The following is a 15,851-nucleotide window of genomic DNA, read 5'->3' on the forward strand; positions in this document are numbered from 1 at the left end:
TGCGTAGCTGTCGTTATAGTGATTGTAGGTGACCCGTTGCGGTTACTTGTCGGCTTTGCTGGCGTCGTAGGCCAGGTCTTCCATCTTTGCCGGCTCGTCGGAGCCATTCCGGCTCTCTTCACACTTCTGGGTGTTACCACCGCAAATATCGCAGGAAGCACTGATACCCAAGGCACCAATACCACCACAGGTTCCGCTGATCGGCTTGCGACCGAAAATAACGCCGATCGACATGCCGGCAACCAGCAGTACCACAATAAACAGAACTAAAAGAAAGGTACCCATTACTGCCCTCCTTTACTGGACAACGTAAGACGAGAATGCCGGTGTCTGATGGGTTTCAAAACCGTTGTCTCCCCTTACGATAAAGTATGCGGGAATGTTTTCCCGGGTCGCCAGGCTCGCAGCCCTCTCATAACCCATCACGTTGAATGCAGTCGCCAGTGCGTCGGCTGTCATGCAATCATCCGCCAGTACGGTTACCGATGCCAGTTTGTGGCTTATCGGTTTACCGATATCAGGGTCAATTGTATGGGAATAGCGCTGCCCTTGTGATTCGTAATAGTTACGATAGTCGCCGGAGGTTGCCATGGCCTGCCCGCTAAGCGCCACAACCTTGTTTACCTGCCGGGCATCCTCTGTGGGCTCTTCCACGGCCAGCCGCCAGGCGTCGCCACCAGGCTTGCGGCCAAGGGTACGAACCTCGCCACCGATCTCCACCAGGTAAGCCTGTACCCCTTCGCTGTCGAGGTAACGGGCCACCACATCCACGCCATAGCCCTTGGCAATGCCGGACAGGTCAATGTACTGGGGCTGCTGGCTGCGGATTGCCTGGCGCTGCTCATCCAGCTCCAGTTTTTCCCAGCCGGTGGCCGCCATCCGGGCTGCCAGTTCTTGCTCTGAAGGCGCCTTTTCCAGTCGCGCTTCCGGCCCGAAACCCCACAGGTTCACAACGGGGCCGATGGTGACGTCAAACGCGCCATCGGTCAGGGCAGAGATTTCCTGCGCCCGCTGGATCACCTCGAACAGTGCCGGAGACAAGGGCGTCCACCGGGACTGGTCCTGTTTCCGGTTCAGCTCAGACAGTTCCGAGTCCGCCTTCCAGGTAGACATGCTGGCGTCTACATCGTTCAGTGCGGTTTCAATGCCATCAGCCAGGGCCTGCAACCGGGCTTCGTCTTCGGGCAATACCACGTTGATATGATAGGTGGTGCCAAAAATGCCGCCGGAGATCTCCCAGATTTTTTCCTCGTCCTGAAACGAGCAACCCGCCAGGGCAGCCATAACCAGCGCCCAGAAAACGCTGATTATAACCACCCTGGCGGGCTTCATCTTGCCGGATGTCATTTGAGTGAATTAACCCCCGAAATCATCCAGCATGATGTTTTCGTCTTCTACACCAAGGTCTTTCAACATCTTGATGACAGACGCGTTCATGATTGGGGGCCCGCACATGTAGAACTCACAGTCTTCCGGAGCCGGGTGGTCCTTCAGATAGTTTTCGTACAACACGTTATGGATAAAGCCGGTCGGGCCTTCCCAGTTATCGCTCGGCAGCGCGTCAGACAACGCCACGTGCCACTCGAAGTTCTCGTTCTCCCGGGCCAGCATGTCGAAATCTTCTACGTAGAACATTTCGCGCACACTACGGGCACCGTACCAGAAGCTGATCTTGCGCTTGGAGTTCAGGCGCTTCAGCTGGTCGAAGATGTGGGAGCGCATGGGCGCCATGCCCGCACCACCACCAATGAACACCATTTCCGCATCGGTATCCTTGGCGAAGAACTCACCAAACGGTCCCATTACGGTTACCTTGTCACCCGGCTTCAGGTTGAACACGAAGGTAGACATGATGCCCGGCGGATGATCGGTGCCAGGAGGCGGTGTTGCAATACGGATGTTGAACTTGAGAAGACCCTTCTCTTCCGGGTAGTTCGCCATGGAATAGGCCCGGATGGTGTCTTCCTTGTTAACGCCCGTGTAGCGCCAGATGTCGTGCTTGTCCCAGTCTTCGTGGAACTCTTCCTCGATGTTGAAATCCTTGAACGGGATTTCATACGGAGGACACTCCAGCTGTACGTAACCGCCAGCGCGGAAGTCTACTTCCTCGCCTTCCGGCAGCTTCAGTACCAGTTCCTTGATGAAGGTGGCCACGTTGTGGTTGGAGATAACCTCGCATTCCCACTTCTTCACGCCGAAGAACTCTTCCGGTACTTCGATCTTCATGTCCTGCTTTACAGGAACCTGGCAGGACAAGCGCCAGCCTTCTTTCTCTTCACGGTTGGTGAAGTGGGTCTTTTCGGTAGGCAGCATGGCGCCGCCGCCGTCCAGAACCTTACATTTACACTGGGCACAGGTACCACCGCCGCCGCAGGCGGAAGACAGGTAGATACCGCTGTTGGCCAGGGTACCCAGCAGCTTGCCACCGGCACTGGTTTTTACCGTGTGCTCGGGGTCGTCGTTGATCTCAATAGTCACATCACCGGTGCTTACCAGCCTGGAGCGGGCCGCGAGGATAATCGCCACAAGCGCCAGAACGATAACGGTGAACATGACCACGCCGAGAATAATTTCTGTATTCATGGTCTCGCCTTTTCGTTAAACCGAATCACCGGGTGAATTACAGGGAGATGCCGGAGAACGACATGAAACCCAGAGACATCAGACCCACAGTAATGAAGGTGATGCCAAGGCCACGCAGTCCGTTCGGGACATCGCTGTACTTGAGCTTTTCACGGATACCTGCCAGGGCGATGATGGCCAGGGCCCAGCCAACACCGGCGCCGAAGCCGTACACCACACTCTCGCCAAAGGTGTAGTCACGCTCAACCATGAACAGTGACGCACCCATGATGGCGCAGTTAACCGTGATCAGCGGCAGAAACACACCCAGGGCGGAATAGAGGGCCGGGATGTATTTATCCAGCACCATTTCCATGATCTGTACGATCGCGGCAATAACTCCGATGTATGTCAGCAGGCCCAGGAAGCTCAGGTCTACGTTCGGCAGGCCGGCCCATTCCAGGGCGCCTTCCCGCAGGATGCCGTTATACAGCAGGTTATTCACCGGTACGGTAACGGTCAGAACCACAACAACCGCAATACCCAGGCCGGTGGCCGCTTCGATCTTCTTGGAGATCGCCAGGAAGGTACACATCCCCAAAAAGAAGGCCAGCGCCATGTTTTCAACGAAGATCGCCTTCATCAAGAGGCTCAGATAATGTTCCATCAGAAGGCCTCCTTAACGGTATGGCGGGACATTTTGTAGTCCGGCTCTTCAACCTGCTCCGGCTTCCAGGTACGCAGGCCCCAGATGGCTAGGCCAATGATGAAGAATGCGCTCGGCGGCAGCAGCAGCAAGCCGTTGGTTACATACCAGCCACCGTCATTCACGGTCGGCAGCAGGGTAATGCCGAACAGCGAGCCGGCGCCCAGCAGTTCCCGGAAGAACGCTACGAACAGCAGGATAATGGAGTAGCCCAGACCGTTACCGATACCGTCCAGGAAGCTGAGCAGCGGAGGGTTGGTCATGGCGAAGCCTTCCGCGCGGCCCATAACGATACAGTTGGTGATGATCAGGCCAACGAATACCGACAGCTGCTTGGAGATCTCGTAGGCGTAGGCCTTGAGGATCTGGTCTACCACGATTACCAGGGAGGCAATGATGGTCATCTGTACGATGATCCGGATGCTGCCCGGAATCTGGGCACGCACCAGGGAGACCGCCAGGCTCGAAAACGAGGTTACTGCGATAACCGCCAGGCACATAACGATACTGACGCTCATGCTGGTGGTTACCGCCAGCGCCGAACAGATACCGAGGATCTGCAGGGCGATAGGGTTATTGCTGAAAATTGGTTCGAAGAGAACCTGTTTGGCTGATGCACCGGCCATGATCAGACCTCCCCTTCACGAAGTTTTTTCAGGAACGGGGCGAAGCCGCGCTCACCCATCCAGTAGTTCACAAGCTGCTCCACGCCGCGGCTGGTCAGTGTGGCACCAGAGAGCGCGTCAATCTTGTGTTCCCGGTCTTTGGTGTCGGAGCTTACGCCACCTTTCACCAGGCGAATCTGTGGCTCGGAGGGGTTATCGGCATAAAGCTCTTTACCCACCCACTGCTGTTTCCAGCGCGGGTTGTCCACTTCGCCACCCAGGCCCGGTGTTTCGGCATGAGCGTAGAAACCCAGGCCTTCGATGGTGTTCAGGTCGCCTTCAAGGGAGACGAAGCCATACAGGGTAGACCACAGGCCATAACCGTGAACCGGCAGTACCACACGCACCAGGTCACCGTTCTCGCTCAGGGTGTAGATCTTGGCGATGTTCGGGCGACGCTTGATGCCGGCTTTGTCTTCAGACGCCGGGATGTTGGTAGACATCGCCGGATCGGAAGCGGCCTTGTACATGTCGTACTTCATGGGGTCTTCAACGCCAACGGCAGAAGGCTCCACGAAATCACCGGTATCGAGGTCCACCAGGCGAACGTCGAAACGCTCGAAGGTCTGCTCGATCTGCTCGGCGCTGGCGCCTTGCTCAAGCATGCCGGCGGCTGACAGGATGTTGGTTTTGATGTCCAGGTTCTGGTTCTGGATCTGCGCCGGGCGCAACAATACTGCTGCGGTGGAGACCACTACCGAGAAAACAATACTCAGTACCAGCGCAACCATCAGGGTTCTGGAGACGGTATCTTTAGCTTTAGCCACGAGCAAGCCTCCGTTTGATGTTGGCCTGAACCACGTAGTGGTCCATCAGCGGCGCAAACAGGTTAGCGAACAGGATCGCCAGCATGATGCCTTCCGGGAACGCCGGGTTGATCACACGGATCAGCACGGTCATCACGCCCACCAGGATGCCGAAGCACCAGCGACCGGTGTTGGTCATGGCGGCAGATACCGGATCCGTGGCCATGAACATCATGCCGAAGGCAAAGCCACCCATCACCAGGTGCCAGTGTGCCGGTACGCCAAACATCGGGTTGGTTTCAGAACCGATGATATTCAGCAGCACAGACATACCGATCATGCCGATCAGCACACCACCGACAATGCGGTAAGAGGCAATCTTCATGGCCAGCAGGATAAGGCCGCCGATCAGAACCGCGATGGTGGAGGTTTCACCCATGGAACCCTGAATGGTGCCGACAAATGCGTTCATCCAGCCAATCTGGGCTTCCAGTGCTTCCAGGCCGCCAGAGGCAGCCCAGCTCAGGGCGGTTGCGCCACTGAAGCCGTCTACGGCGGTCCATACGGTGTCACCGGAAATCTGTGCCGGGTACGCGAAGTACAGGAAGGCACGGCCGGTCAGTGCCGGGTTCAGGAAGTTCTTGCCGGTACCGCCGAACACTTCCTTACCGATCACCACACCGAAGGTGATACCCAGGGCCACCTGCCACAGCGGGATGGTGGGCGGGCAGATCAGTGCGAACAGTACGGAGGTCACAAAGAAGCCTTCGTTCACTTCGTGCTTGCGCACGGTGGCGAACAGGACTTCCCAGAAGCCACCCACAATAAAGGTAACCGCGTAGATGGGCACAAAGTACGCCAGGCCATATACGAAGTTATCCCAAAGGCCGGCTCCGGCTCCGGTTACCGCCAGGGCGGTAATGAAGGCTTCGCGCAGGCCGCCGTCGGCAATCTGGGCGCCGGCGTTTTCCGCCAGGAAGCTATTGGCCTGGAAACCGATGTTCCACATACCGAAGAACATGGCCGGGAAAGTACACAACCACACGGTGATCATGATGCGCTTGAGGTCTACGCCGTCACGCACATGGGAGGTGGTCTTGGTTACGCTCGAAGGCGAATAGAAAATTGTATCGACGGCTTCGTACAGGGCGTACCAGCGCTCGTACTTGCCGCCTTTTTCAAAGTGATGCTCGATTCCATCGAGAAACTGTCGGATTGCCATCGTATTAGCCCTCGATCTCGATTCGGGTCAGGTTCTCGCGGAGAATCGGACCGTATTCATATTTGCCGGGGCACACGAAGGTGCACAGCGCCAGATCTTCTTCATCCAGCTCCAGGGCACCCAGTTTCTGTGCCATTTCGGTATCACCCACAATCAGCGAACGCAGCAATTGCGTTGGCAGGATATCCAGCGGCATGATCTGCTCGTAGGCGCCCACCGGCACCATGGCGCGTTCACTGCCGTTGGTCGTGGTGGTGAAGTTGAACAGCTTGGCCGGGTTGAGCTTGGACAGATAGATGTTCAGCACAGAGAACTTGTTGGGGCCCGCAGACAACCAACCCATGAACTCACGCTTGGTTTGCTCTTCCAGCACGCTTACCTGGTTGGCAAAGCGGCCGAGGTAGGCACAGGGGCCTTCGCCGCGACGACCACCGAACACAGAACCGGAGATAGCACGAACCTGGCAGTCAGTCGCCGTTTCACCATCCAGCAGCTCCTGCAGGCTGGCACCCAGGCGGGTACGAACCAGGCGGGGCTTGGAGGCTTTCGGGCCAGCAATCGCCACAATGCGCTCTACCGGCACTTCACCGGTTTCGAACAGCTTGGCGATGTCGATGACGTCCTGGTAGTTGATGGACCAGACAGTTTTGCTGGCAGATACCGGATCCAGGTGATGGATATGGGTACCTACGTTGCCGGCCGGGTGCACACCGTCAAACTGGCGTACTTCGATGTTATCGGCCTTGGGCACAGAAACATTGGCGCCGAGCTTGCCGGTTACAAAAACCTTGCCGTTGGTCAGGCGGGAGATGATGGTCAGGCCTTTTTCAAAAGCCTTGCTGTTCTCGCCGATGATAACGGTGGGGTCTGCCGCCAGGGGGTTGGTGTCCATCACAGACACGAAAATGGAATTCGGTGCGGAATCGATTTCCGGAACCTTGCTGTAGGGCCGCGTGCGGAAAGCTGTCCACAGGCCGGACTCTACCAGGTTGTCGACCACCTGCTGGCGTTCCAGGCCGGCAAGGTCCGAATCGCTGTAACGGGCATAGGTTTCCGCATCGTTGCCATCGATTTCGATAACAACAGACTGGAATACACGACGCTCACCGCGATTGATTTCTTTCACCACGCCTGCGGCTGGTGAAGTATAACGAACGCCCTCGGTCTTCTTGTCCGTGAACAGCAGCGTACCGCGCTTGACACGGTCTCCCTCTTTCACAGCCATGGTCGGCTTCATGCCGTGATAGTCAAAACCGATCAATGCCACGTGGCGAATCGGCTTGCCATCTGTAATGGTCTGTTCGGGAGCGCCGCTGATGGGAAGATCCAGGCCTTTTTTGATCTTGATCATTAGCCTCGTCCAATCATCAGAAACTGTTTCTGTGGATTATTAACGCCCGGCCCCCTGCGGCCCAGGAAAGGTTGAGAAACGGGGTGCCAGACATACCCAAAATCGCGCCAATTATAGAGATTAAGGAAACCTATTTCCACCGGTAACCAAAATGGTTTTAGCTGTCCCTTAAAGCAGGAAAGCCCCGGTAACTTACGCTACCGGGGCCGGTCCGATCACTTCTCGAGGAAGCGGCCTACGACTTTAGTCGCGGGTGCGCTTCGGGAAGATCGGGTAGGTTACGCCGGCCATCTGGTTAACGCAGCGGATAACCTGGGCGCTGTAACCGAACTCGTTGTCGTACCATACGTACAGGATCAGGCGCTTGCCGTTGGCAATAGTGGCCTGGGCATCCACAACACCGGCGTGGCGGGAGCCTACGAAGTCGGTAGACACCACTTCCGGAGAGTTCACGAAGTCGATCTGCTTCTGCAACTCGGAGTGCAGGGCCATGTCGCGCAGGTAGTCGTTTACCTTATCCGCTTCAACGTCTGACTTCAGGTTCAGGTTCAGGATCGCCATGGACACGTTCGGAGTCGGCACGCGGATAGCGTTACCGCTCAGCTTGCCCTTCAGCTCCGGCAGGGCCTTGGCAACAGCCTTGGCAGCACCGGTTTCGGTGATAACCATGTTCAGGGCCGCACTACGACCACGACGGCTACCCTTGTGGTAGTTGTCGATCAGGTTCTGGTCGTTGGTGTAGGAGTGAACGGTTTCAACGTGGCCGTCTTCAATGCCGTACTCGTCGTTGATGGCCTTCAGTACCGGGGTAATGGCGTTGGTGGTACAGGAGGCGGCAGACAGGATCTTGTCTTCGTCGGTGATCCAGTCGTTGTTGATACCGTAAACGATGTTCTTGATGTCGCCCTTGCCCGGCGCGGTCAGGATGACGCGGCTGACACCCTTGGATTTCAGGTGCAGGCCCAGGCCTTCTTCGTCGCGCCACTTACCGGTGTTGTCGATCACGATAGCGTTGTGGATGTCGTAGTCGGTGTAGTCCACCTTGTCCGGGCCATCGGAGTAGATCACCTTGATGAAGTTACCGTTGGCGATCAGCGCGGAGTTTTCTTCGTCTACGGTGATGGTGCCGTCGAACGGACCATGCACGGAATCACGGCGCAGCAGGCTGGCACGCTTTTCCAGGTCATTTTCAGCGCCGCCCTGACGAACCACGATGGCACGCAGGCGCAGGTTGTTACCGCCACCGGCCTTCTCGATCAGGATGCGGGCCAGCAGACGGCCGATACGGCCAAAGCCGTACAGGACCACGTCTTTGGTTTCGTTTTTGGAGTCTTCTTCAGACTGGCTGGCGTACTGGCCAACCACCGGGCCGATTTCGCGCTTCAGGAATTCGGCGAGGTCGCCACCTTCTTCCTTGAATTTAACGGCCAGCTTGCCGATATCCACGTGGGCACGGCCCAGTTCCAGCTTGTCCATTTCCTGCAGGATAGGCAGGGTGTCGTGAACAGACAGCTCGCTGTGCTCAACCTGGCGAACAAAGCGGTGGGCACGGATGATGTCGATCACAGACTGGTTGATGATCGCGCGGCCGTAAACAGACGTAACAACGTTGTTTTTGCGGTACAGGCGGCCGATCAGCGGAATCATGGCTTCCGCGGTGGACTCTCTCTCTGTCCAGTTGGACAGGTGCTGGTTGATCTGCTCGTGACTCACGGTTGGGACCTCGTTTAGCACAGGGAATAATTTGAGGCGCGTATTATCCAACTTAACGGCGCCTACGGCAAATAGGTTTCTGCCCGACCTTCGTCGCCCGGCCATGACACTGTCACCCCCGAACGCTAGAATAGCGGCCGCTTTCGCTTCCGATGCGCCAACCCAGGAGATTTGCCAGCCCATGCCCCAAGGTTCCGCCCGCTCCTTTACTGCCACAGCCCTTATTGCGCCCGTGGCGCCGGAAAAACCGTCAGACCACCGAAAGTGGGGGCAGCTGGCAGGTTGCAGCGACGCCCTGGCCATCTGCGAAAGCGCGAGGGACCATAAAGGTCTGACCCTGGTGATCACCCGCAGCACCGATGACGCCATCCGGCTGGAACAGGCCATCCGGTTCTTCCTGAACCTGCCACCAGAAGAAGACGGCGCCGCCATTACCGAAGACGGGCTGGAATTGCTGTCACTGCCAGACTGGGAAACCCTGCCCTACGATCTATTCTCGCCACACCAGGACATCACCTCCCGGCGAATCCGCACCCTGCACCGCCTGCCATCTACCCGGCACGGCATATTGGTGGTCCCGGCCCGCACCCTGATGCACCGGCTGGCACCCCCCAGCTACCTGCAGGGCAACACCCTGCTGCTGAAAGTCGGCCAGAACCTGGATATCGACAGCTGGCGCATGCAACTGGAAGCCGCCGGCTATCACCACGCCGAAAATGTGTACGAGCATGGTGAATACGCGGTACGTGGAGCCATCCTGGACATCTATCCCATGGGCTCCAACCTGCCCTACCGGATTGACCTGTTCGATGATGAAATCGAAACCCTGCGCACCTTCGATCCGGAAACCCAGCGTTCTATCGACCGCATCGAGCAGATCGAACTGCTGCCGGCCCATGAATTTCCCTGGCATAAGGATGCCCGCTCCGGCTTCCGCAACCGCTGGTTCGAGCATTTCCCGAATGCCGATAAAGAGGCCCCGGTGTACCAGGATGTCAGCAACGGCATTACACCGCCGGGCATCGAGTACTACCTGCCGCTGTTTTTTGACGAAACCGCCACCCTGTTCGATTACCTGCCAGCCTCCACCCTGGTGTTCACGGCCGACGGCCTGAACGATGCCGTTGCGGCATTTGATGCCGAAACCCGAGCCCGCCATGAAGACCGGCGCCACGACCGGTTGCGGCCTATCCTGCCGCCCTCGGAGCTTTTCCTGCAGCAAGACGAGGTGTTTGGCCAGCTTAAACCCTACCCCCGGGTAACCTGCGCCCCGGATCCGGTTGAGGGCGCCGGCAGCGCCAATTGCCACGCCGAAGCCCTGCCGGACGTAGCCATGGACGGACGGGCGGCGGACCCTGCCGGACGACTGAAACGGTTTATCAGGGAATTTCCCGGCCGGGTACTGATCTGCGCCGAATCCTCCGGCCGGCGGGAAGCGCTGATCGAAAACCTGGGTGACCATAAACTGAAACTGGCCACCGTCAGCGGCTGGCAGGAGTTTCTGGAGAAATCCGACTCTTCCCTGGCCATTACCATTGCCCCCATGGAACAGGGCATGGTGCTGCCGGAGCAAAACCTGGCGCTGATTACCGAAACTGCCCTGTTTGGCGAGCGGGTACTGCAGCGCCGGCGGCGCGAGAAGCCCACCGAGGTGGACGACCACGGTTACCGGGACCTGTCCGAACTGCGCATTGGCTCGCCGGTGGTGCATATCGACCACGGGGTTGGCCGCTATAAAGGTCTGGAAACCATCACGGCCGGCGGCCAGGCGGACGAGTTCCTGACCCTGGAATATGCCGGCGGCTCGAAACTGTACGTGCCGGTATCCAGCCTGCACCTGATTTCTCGCTACGCCGGCACCGACGAAGAACACGCCCCCTTGCACAAGCTGGGCACCGATCGCTGGAGCAACGCCAAGCAGAAAGCGCTGGAGAAGATTCGCGATACCGCCGCCGAGCTGCTGGACGTGTATGCTCGCCGCGAAGCCCGCAAGGGCTTCCAGTTCGAAGACCCGAAAGAAGCCTACCGGGCCTTTGCCGCCGGCTTCCCGTTCGAGGAAACGCCGGACCAGCAGGTGGCGATTCAATCCGTGTTCGAAGACATGACCGGCGAGCGCCCCATGGACCGCCTGGTGTGTGGCGATGTCGGCTTCGGGAAAACCGAGGTGGCCATGCGCGCGGCGTTCCTGGCCACCTGGTCGGGCAAGCAGGTGGCGGTACTGGTGCCCACTACCCTGCTGGCGCAGCAACATTATGAATCCTTCCGGGACCGGTTCTCTGACACCCCGGTGACCGTGGAACTGCTCAGCCGTTTCCGCAGCGGCGCCCAGACCACCAAGGCCATTGCCGCCATTGAAGAAGGCAGGGCCGATATTGTGATCGGCACCCACAAACTGCTGCAGGGCGACATCAAGTTCAAGAACCTGGGGCTGGTGATTATCGACGAGGAACACCGGTTCGGCGTTCAGCAGAAAGAAAAGCTGAAGTCCCTGCGGGCCGAGGTAGACATGCTTACCCTCACCGCCACGCCCATCCCGCGGACATTGAACATGGCTATGGGCCACTTGCGGGATCTTTCGATTATTGCCACCCCGCCGGCCCGCCGGCTGTCGGTGAAAACCTTTGTGCGCCAGCGCGACGAATCCATGGTGAAAGAAGCCATTCTGCGGGAAATTCTGCGGGGTGGTCAGGTGTACTTCCTGCACAACGATGTCTCGACCATCGAGAAAACCGCTGAAGACCTGCGCCGGCTGATTCCCGAAGCCCGGGTAGGCGTGGCCCACGGCCAGATGCGCGAGCGCCAGCTGGAACAGATCATGTCGGACTTCTACCACAAGCGCTTCAACGTGCTGGTGTGTACCACCATTGTGGAAACCGGCATCGACATTCCCAGTGCCAACACCATTATTATCGAGCGGGCGGATAAATTCGGCCTGGCCCAGCTGCACCAGCTGCGGGGCCGGGTTGGCCGCTCCCACCACCAGGCCTACGCCTACCTGCTGACGCCACCGCCCAAGAGTATTTCCACCGACGCGAAAAAACGGCTGGATGCCATTTCCGAAGCCCAGGACCTGGGCGCCGGCTTCATGCTGGCCACCCACGACCTGGAAATCCGGGGCGCGGGCGAGCTGCTGGGCGAGGAACAGAGCGGGCAGATTGAAAGCATCGGCTTCACTCTGTACATGCAGCTGCTGGACGAAGCGGTAAAAGCCATCCGCGAGGGCCGCACACCCAATGCGGAGCTGCCCCTGAGTCATGGCACCGAGATGAACCTACGCATTCCGGCGCTGATTCCCGACGACTACCTGCCGGATGTGCACAACCGGCTGATGCTGTATAAGCGCATCGCCAGTGTGCAGAACGAAGAAGAATTAAAAGAACTTCAGGTTGAAATGATTGACCGGTTCGGATTATTACCGGAACCGGCAAAGAACCTGGTGAACCAGACCCGCCTGCGCCTGAAAGCAGACGGCCTGGGCATTGTAAAAGTGGACGCCGGCAAGGAATGGGTGCGCCTGGAGTTCGGCGCAAGCACGCCGGTGGACCCGCTGGTGCTGGTTAAAAAAGTGCAATCCGCACCGGACACCTACCGGCTGGAAGGGGCCAACAGCTTCCGCTTCCGGCTGAATGATGATTCAACCAGTGGTAAACTCGACGCCATCTCAGCCATGCTCATGGAACTCGGGCCGGAGCAGAGCAAGCCGGCACCGGCAAAGAAAGCCTGAGCCAACCCGAATCAGCTGGAGTGACACACTTGCAAGCACGTGATCTCTGTTTCAAGCAGGCTTTGACTGCTGCACTGGCCCTGGCATTCGTATTGGTGCCAGCCAGCAAGGCCCTGGCCCAGACACCGGATGATTTTTACCGCGCAGAAGTGGTGATTGTCGAACGGCTGGCAGACCCCTCTGCCATTGAAGAGCAGATGGCCGGCATGCCGGTGGAACCACCCCTGAGCGGTATCCGCTCACTGTGGGTGGAAGACGCCAACGGCAACCGGGCTTCTGATGTCCGGCTGGCTGCCCGCAACGAACTGTACCTGAACCAGGCTGCCGCCCGCCTGGAAAACAGCGGCAACTACCGGGTTCTGGCCACCGCCGGCTGGTATCAGACGTTTCCGCCCAACTATAACGGCCGCCCCATGCGGGTCGCCGTGGGCAAATGGCTTGGCGAAGCCGGCGAGCGCGCCGTGGAAGGCCATATCGAAATTGATCGCCAGCGTTACCTGCACGTGAAGGTGCATCTTAACCACTGGCAGGAAGGTGAAGAACAGCAGGAGCTGATTACCTGGATTCGCGAAACCCGCCGCATGCGCAGTGAGGAAATCCACTTTATCGATTCCCCCACTGTTGGCGTGCTGGTGTTCTTCAGGAAGATCGAGGGCTAAGCTGGCCCAGGCCGGCCATTGACCGCTCCAGGACTGTCTTCACGCCTGCCATGCCCTGGTCAATGGCCTGGTCGATTTCTTCCATGGTAATGATGTGGTCGGACTTTCCGGCCGCCCAGTTCACCACCAGGGCCAGGCACACGTAACGCATCCCCAACTCGGCAGCCAGCACGGCTTCCGGCATACCGGTCATTCCCACCAGGTCACAGCCATCCCGCTCGAGTCGTTTGATCTCGGCCGCGGTTTCCAGCCTTGGCCCCTGGGTAGCGGCGTAGACTCCGAAATCCGAGAAATCCAGCTTCAGCCCCCGGGCGGCATCAATCAGCAACTGCCGGCCTTCCTTGTCATACGGGTAGGTGAAATCAATGTGGGTAACATGCTCCAGCTCGCCCTCAAAAAAGGTGCTGGCCCGCCCCCAGGTGTAATCAATCACCTGGTCTGGCACCACCACATGGGCCGGCCCCATGGCCTTGTGGATACCACCCACGGCATTCACTCCCACCACGGTTCGCACACCGGCGTCGTAGAGTGCCTGCAGGTTGGCGCGGTAGTTCACCTGGTGGGGCGGAATGCGGTGCGGGTTACCATGGCGGGCCAGGAACACCACGGACTGGTCACCCAGCCGGCCATGCACCAGCTTGTCTGAGGGCTCGCCCCAACGGGTGCTGACGGTTTCTTCGCCAACAATTTCGAGGTCACTCAGACTGGTCAAGCCGGTACCGCCGATAATCCCGACCGGGTTGGTGCTTGCGGTCATGCCTTGTCTCCTGCAGATTGTCCGCCCTGCTCGCTTTCGCCACGGGATTCCGGGGCTTCTTTGCTACCCTCACTGCGGGCTTCACCTTGTTCGCTCGCCTCGCCACTGAGCCTGACACCGTCCGGCAAATGCAAGGTACGGGTCGGGAAGGCAATCTCGGCGCCATGGGATTCGATAATGTCGCTGACCTTCAGCAGTACATCTTCCTTGATCTCATGGAAGCGCACCCATTCGGTGGTCTTGGTGAAGGTGTACAGCATGATATCCAGCGATGAGGCATTGAACGCCAGAAAGTTCACAATCAGGGTCTGGTTGCTGTCGATTTCTTCGTGGTTTTTCAGCATCTCGCGGATTTCTTCCACGATCTTCTGCATGGAGTGTACATCGGCATAGCGAATGCCGATGGTTTCGGAGATACGGCGGTTGGTCATGCGGGACGGGTTTTCCACGGCGATGGTGGTGAATACCGCGTTGGGCACATACAGTGGCCGCTTGTCGAAGGTGCGAATGGTAGTCAGGCGCCAGCCAATGTGCTCCACGGTGCCTTCAATGTTACGGTCCGGCGAGCGGATCCAGTCACCTACCTTGAACGGACGGTCCAGGTGAATGATGAAGCCGCCAAAGAAGTTGGCCAGCAGGTCCTTGGCGGCAAAGCCGACCGCGATACCACCCACACCACCAAAGGCCAGAACCCCGGAAATACTGAAGCCCAGGGTCTGCAGGGCGGTCAGCACCGCGGTGATGATAATAACCGCGCGCAACAGCTTGCTTATAGCGTTCACCGTGGTGTAATCCATCGGCTTACGCATTTTGATGGGCGATGTCAGGACCTTTTCGACTTCCTTCACCAGGCCGAACAGGAACCAGACCAGCACCCAGACAAAGCCGATCTGCAGCACCGTGCCGTTGGCCTTGAAGACTTCCGCGTCGCTGAAGTGATGGGCCACCTCGGCTGCCCAGTACACACCCTGCAGCCAGACAAACGCCACCATGGGCCGGCGGGCGGCATGCAGGAAGGCATCGTCCCATTTGTTTTTAGTCGACTTGAACTTGTTCTCGACGGCCAGAATTAACCGGCTGACTATAAAGGCAACGGTGGCCGTGCCCAGGACCAGGAGGAATATCAGGACGCCCGCACGCCACCCGTCTGACAGCAAGCCGAATTTTTCGATCCAGCCATTCACCAAAGCCAGCATTTGACCAATCATTGTGTTCCTCTGAGTCTGTCAGTTCATCCAATAACAACGCGGGTGCCGGCCCTTACCCGCGCAAACAGTTCGGCGATGTCGGTGTTTCTCATCCGCACACAGCCGTGGGACAGGGCCTCGCCCATGGGTTCGGTATCCGGGGTGCCGTGAATGTAGATAAAGCGCCGGAAGGAATCCACCCCGGGGCCACGGTTGCGCCCCCACTCCCGGCCACAAAGCCAGAGTATACGGGTCAGTATCCAGTCCCGATCAGGGTGTTCAGCCGCCAGTTGTGGTGAGTATATCTCACCGGTGGGCCGGCGGCCCCGAAAGACCGTATTCAGCGGCTGGCCTTCGCCGATGCGCGCGCGGATATAGTGCTCGCCCCGGGGGGTGCAGCCGCTGCTATCCTGCTCACCCGGTCCGTTCAGGGCGGTAGATATGGGGTAACGGTCCAGCGCCCTGCCATCAGCAGCACACACCGTTAGCACCTGGCTGGCGATATCAATGGTCAGATAAGCCCCGGGGGGCAAGGGGGTATTCAAAAGGGAAGCTCCCT

The 15,851-nt window shown here is 58.5% G+C and carries 14 protein-coding genes; 2 read left to right on the top strand and 12 right to left on the bottom strand.

The features are described from left to right. Window positions 1-42: 42 nt before the first annotated feature. From nqrM to LWH94_RS10115, 9 genes are all read right to left on the bottom strand, one after another. Entirely contained in the window at window positions 43-285 is a 243-nt protein-coding gene (gene nqrM / locus LWH94_RS10075; RefSeq protein WP_022988783.1) for a (Na+)-NQR maturation NqrM, read from the bottom strand. Window positions 286-297: 12 nt separating this feature from the next. Continuing rightward, window positions 298-1,347: an FAD:protein FMN transferase gene (locus LWH94_RS10080; protein ID WP_232902128.1), complete on the bottom strand. Its 1,050-nt coding sequence runs from the start codon at window positions 1,345-1,347 to the stop codon at window positions 298-300. Window positions 1,348-1,356: 9 nt separating this feature from the next. Next, entirely contained in the window at window positions 1,357-2,583 is a 1,227-nt protein-coding gene (gene nqrF, locus LWH94_RS10085; protein WP_232902129.1) for an NADH:ubiquinone reductase (Na(+)-transporting) subunit F, read from the bottom strand. A 37-nt stretch (window positions 2,584-2,620) separates the two neighbouring features. Continuing rightward, window positions 2,621-3,229 (bottom strand): NADH:ubiquinone reductase (Na(+)-transporting) subunit E, encoded by a 609-nt coding sequence (gene nqrE, locus LWH94_RS10090; protein ID WP_022988780.1) that lies wholly within the window; start codon window positions 3,227-3,229, stop codon window positions 2,621-2,623. Further along, the gene (locus LWH94_RS10095) at window positions 3,229-3,894 is read right to left on the bottom strand and encodes an NADH:ubiquinone reductase (Na(+)-transporting) subunit D (RefSeq protein ID WP_022988779.1); all 666 of its coding nucleotides are present in this window, start codon (window positions 3,892-3,894) and stop codon (window positions 3,229-3,231) included. Before LWH94_RS10095 ends, nqrE begins: the two co-directional genes overlap by 1 nt. Before the next feature lie 2 nt (window positions 3,895-3,896). Further along, a complete protein-coding gene (locus tag LWH94_RS10100; RefSeq protein WP_022988778.1) occupies window positions 3,897-4,700 on the bottom strand; it encodes a Na(+)-translocating NADH-quinone reductase subunit C in 804 nt (267 codons plus the stop codon). Beyond that, window positions 4,693-5,901, bottom strand: a complete 1,209-nt coding sequence (locus LWH94_RS10105; RefSeq protein WP_232902130.1) for an NADH:ubiquinone reductase (Na(+)-transporting) subunit B — start codon at window positions 5,899-5,901, stop codon at window positions 4,693-4,695. Before LWH94_RS10105 ends, LWH94_RS10100 begins: the two co-directional genes overlap by 8 nt. Window positions 5,902-5,905: 4 nt before the next feature. Beyond that, the gene (locus LWH94_RS10110) at window positions 5,906-7,252 is read right to left on the bottom strand and encodes a Na(+)-translocating NADH-quinone reductase subunit A (protein WP_232902131.1); all 1,347 of its coding nucleotides are present in this window, start codon (window positions 7,250-7,252) and stop codon (window positions 5,906-5,908) included. 243 nt (window positions 7,253-7,495) lie between these two features. Further along, entirely contained in the window at window positions 7,496-8,965 is a 1,470-nt protein-coding gene (locus tag LWH94_RS10115; RefSeq protein ID WP_058340140.1) for a glyceraldehyde-3-phosphate dehydrogenase, read from the bottom strand. Between the two features lie 181 nt (window positions 8,966-9,146). On the opposite strand from LWH94_RS10115, the gene mfd reads away from it, so the two are divergent. Together mfd and LWH94_RS10125 are read left to right on the top strand one after the other, a co-directional pair. Further along, complete coding sequence (mfd, locus tag LWH94_RS10120; protein ID WP_232902132.1) at window positions 9,147-12,689, top strand: transcription-repair coupling factor; 3,543 nt, start codon at window positions 9,147-9,149, stop codon at window positions 12,687-12,689. A 29-nt stretch (window positions 12,690-12,718) separates the two neighbouring features. Beyond that, complete coding sequence (locus tag LWH94_RS10125; RefSeq protein ID WP_269802553.1) at window positions 12,719-13,348, top strand: CsiV family protein; 630 nt, start codon at window positions 12,719-12,721, stop codon at window positions 13,346-13,348. Here the strand turns inward: LWH94_RS10125 and LWH94_RS10130 are convergent. Genes LWH94_RS10130 through LWH94_RS10140 form a run of 3 tightly spaced genes read right to left on the bottom strand, consistent with a single transcriptional unit; the run spans window position 13,329 to window position 15,825 of the window. Then, window positions 13,329-14,105 (bottom strand): S-methyl-5'-thioinosine phosphorylase, encoded by a 777-nt coding sequence (locus LWH94_RS10130; RefSeq protein WP_232902134.1) that lies wholly within the window; start codon window positions 14,103-14,105, stop codon window positions 13,329-13,331. The two genes, LWH94_RS10125 and LWH94_RS10130, sit on opposite strands and share 20 nt — an antisense overlap. After that, on the bottom strand, window positions 14,102-15,313 hold the full coding sequence (locus LWH94_RS10135) for a mechanosensitive ion channel family protein (RefSeq protein WP_232902135.1): 1,212 nt from the start codon (window positions 15,311-15,313) through the stop codon (window positions 14,102-14,104). Before LWH94_RS10135 ends, LWH94_RS10130 begins: the two co-directional genes overlap by 4 nt. Window positions 15,314-15,336: 23 nt before the next feature. Further along, window positions 15,337-15,825, bottom strand: a complete 489-nt coding sequence (locus LWH94_RS10140; RefSeq protein ID WP_269802557.1) for a L,D-transpeptidase — start codon at window positions 15,823-15,825, stop codon at window positions 15,337-15,339. Window positions 15,826-15,851 lie beyond the last annotated feature (26 nt).

It is taken from the genome of Marinobacter sp. G11, from assembly GCF_021282325.1.
Classification (GTDB): Bacteria; Pseudomonadota; Gammaproteobacteria; order Pseudomonadales; family Oleiphilaceae; genus Marinobacter; species Marinobacter vinifirmus.